Origin of the sequence: Mesorhizobium sp. M7A.F.Ca.MR.176.00.0.0 (genome assembly GCF_004023165.1) — a bacterium.
In the GTDB taxonomy this organism is placed as follows: domain Bacteria; phylum Pseudomonadota; class Alphaproteobacteria; order Rhizobiales; family Rhizobiaceae; genus Mesorhizobium.
On record NZ_RZTC01000253.1, the window covers coordinates 1 to 2316 of the forward strand.

At 61.1% G+C, this 2316-nt stretch carries 3 protein-coding genes and 1 riboswitch; of the genes, 2 read left to right on the forward strand and 1 reads right to left on the reverse strand.

From position 1 onward, the window contains the following. Positions 1-515: LysR substrate-binding domain-containing protein (locus tag EOB59_RS34475; protein ID WP_245486887.1), on the forward strand; the 515-nt coding region annotated here is incomplete at its 5' end. A gap of 237 nt (positions 516-752) precedes the next feature. On the opposite strand, the gene EOB59_RS34480 is transcribed toward EOB59_RS34475, so the two are convergent. Further along, positions 753-1484, reverse strand: coding sequence for an MFS transporter (locus tag EOB59_RS34480; RefSeq protein WP_206072904.1), 732 nt, complete (start codon positions 1482-1484; stop codon positions 753-755). A 29-nt stretch (positions 1485-1513) separates the two neighbouring features. Then, positions 1514-1631: riboswitch (TPP riboswitch) on the reverse strand. A 249-nt stretch (positions 1632-1880) separates the two neighbouring features. Between EOB59_RS34480 and EOB59_RS35505 the strand changes: the two genes are divergently transcribed. After that, positions 1881-2123, forward strand: coding sequence for a hypothetical protein (locus EOB59_RS35505; protein WP_164895846.1), 243 nt, complete (start codon positions 1881-1883; stop codon positions 2121-2123). Positions 2124-2316: the final 193 nt, after the last annotated feature.

Below are 2316 nucleotides of genomic sequence, written 5' to 3' on the forward strand. Positions count from 1 at the left end.
ACGTTGATCTCCGCTGCCGCCCGGACCCGCCGCGCAGCCTGCCAGGCGATGTCGATCTGGTGCTGACCTGGGGACCGGCGGCGCTGATCGGCTTTCGCTCCGAGCCCTTCCTTGATCTCAACGCGTTCCCGGTCGCCTCGCCCGCATTGATCGCCAAGGGCCCAGATCCGGTCTCACCAGGCTTCTACGCTGCGCACAGGCTGATCCACGAGCGCGGGCTCTACTGGTGGCGGCGCTATTGCGAAGCGGCAGGCGTCATGCTGGACGATGTCGACAACCACCTGTTCTTCAACCGCACCCATCTGTGCATCGACGCGGCGCTGCGCGGCCTTGGCATTGCCATCGGCGACCATCTCTCCTGCGGCCAGCATCTGCGCTCGGGGCGTCTTGTTCAGCTTCCCGGCCCGGTGCTGCCAGGACGGGAACAGTATCATCTGCTGACCCCTGACACGGCGCACCTGTCACGGCCCGCGCGACAAATGCGCGACTGGTTGAGGAAGGCAGCGAAGAATTGAAAGGGACTCGCTGAAAGAACCCCAGCCAACTCTGGTCTGTCTGCAAATTAGTCGTTTAGCATGGGAGCTTTCGGTGCGGCCGAATAGCGCAATCACATGCCTGTCATCTGCGAAAAACAGGACCAGACAAATCGCAGGGCCGGCACAGCGACGATGCGCCCCACTATCATCATGGTGGTCAGAGGGAAACGGCCGGCGTAACGTCCGGACAGGAGCTACCCAACACGAAGCCCGCTGTTATGCTGCCGATGTAAAAGCCAAGCGAGGCCGATGACACGTCGAATATTGCAGCAACAAGTGGGGCGCCAGCGAGAAACGCGTAGCCCGCACCGACCAAGAACCCCATGCACAGCGCGTAGGCCCAAAAACCGGGTGCGCGGAACAGCGCCGGATAGGCGTGGAATTGCTGGACGAGGCAAACATCACGATGCCGGCTAGGGCAAGACCCCAGAAAATCGCCCGCCAGCCCAAGGTTTCATCCACCACACCGCCAAGCGCCGGGCCGATCATCGGGGCCAGCGCCCAGATCATCGCCGCATAACTGATCCGGCTCGCCGTCTGCTCTTTGCCGGCCGTATCCCTGATAATCGCCATCGAAATTGGATGGCAGGACGTGATTGCCGCCTGGAGCAAACGGAACGCAAGAAAGGTCCAAATATCGGATGCAAAGGCGCAGCCGATCGACCCGATCGTGAACGTGGCAAGACTGACCATGACGATCGGCCGACGCCCGAACCGATCGGATAGCGGACCCATGATCAGTTCCAATGCGACGGCCACTATCGCGTAACCGGCTAACGACAGGCTCACGAGAGCATAATCGGCGCGGAAATCCTGCGCGATATTCGCCAGTGATGGCAGAAAGACGTTCAACGGCAGCACCGAAAGGGCGCATAGGTGGGTCAACGTCGAAAGTTTAGGCGTGAGCGCTGAATGCCGGGCCGTGGTCGTTGATTTTTCGGGTGTCATTGCGGCCACTTGTTTGAGGCCGGCAAAGGAGAGAGGCGTCAGACCCGTCCCTTCGCCGGCATGATCCGGATCAGGTTCAAAGGGTCACTGTGCTGCCTTCGGCCAACAGTATCTCAGCCCCTTGACGGGGCACCCCTCGGTATCTGCGAAGTTATCTCAACCTTGAATAACAAGCACGCCTTATTTGGCCGGGGCGCTGATGGCCAACGACCGCTTTTTCGTCGCAAATATCCCGAAACCTTCGACACGGTTTTGCGACTGCGACAAAAGGTCCGCTTTGCGGGCTTAGCCGCGAGGTGGCGCCTGGCGTCTTGACACAGCCGCCGTATCAAGAACCCATGGCCGGGTGGCACCTCTGGCAGGCTGATGAAAACAAGTCACTTGAAGGAGTTCGCCATGCGCAAGATCGCCATGGATTCTCACGCCCTTATTTCAGCACTGCCGCTCGCCTGCCCGACTCGGCCGGGGTCAGCCTTCACCGCCAAACTGATTGGCGCGGCGACGTTCCTATCGGGTCAGGCGAAGCTTCTCGAAGGTGCCGCTCATCTCGTTGCCCTGGCCCGGTCGATCGCCCTCTCAGTCTCGCGATTGGCGGAGTTGCTCTTGAGGCGCGAGCCGGCGAGCTCGAGGAGCGCGTAGGCTATCTCGTCCTCGGTCCAGCCGGATTCCGCTGCCCGCTCAGCCAATTGCTGAAAGGCCGGTTCCAAGGCGAGCTGGCATTGAAGACCGCGATCTGGATGGTCGACCGGGCAGCTTGGTTCCACGATCGCAACGCGTGATCGCTTCATTGCAGGCCATGGGCTCTCGCCCCTCTCCTTTTGCCACACGAGGC

What these genes read in the sequence shown, in the direction of transcription:
- EOB59_RS34480 (WP_206072904.1), bottom strand. Translation starts at nt 1,484, where the DNA reads ATGACACCCGAAAAATCAACGACCACGGCCCGGCATTCAGCGCTCACG.
- EOB59_RS35505 (WP_164895846.1), top strand. Translation starts at nt 1,881, where the DNA reads ATGCGCAAGATCGCCATGGATTCTCACGCCCTTATTTCAGCACTGCCG.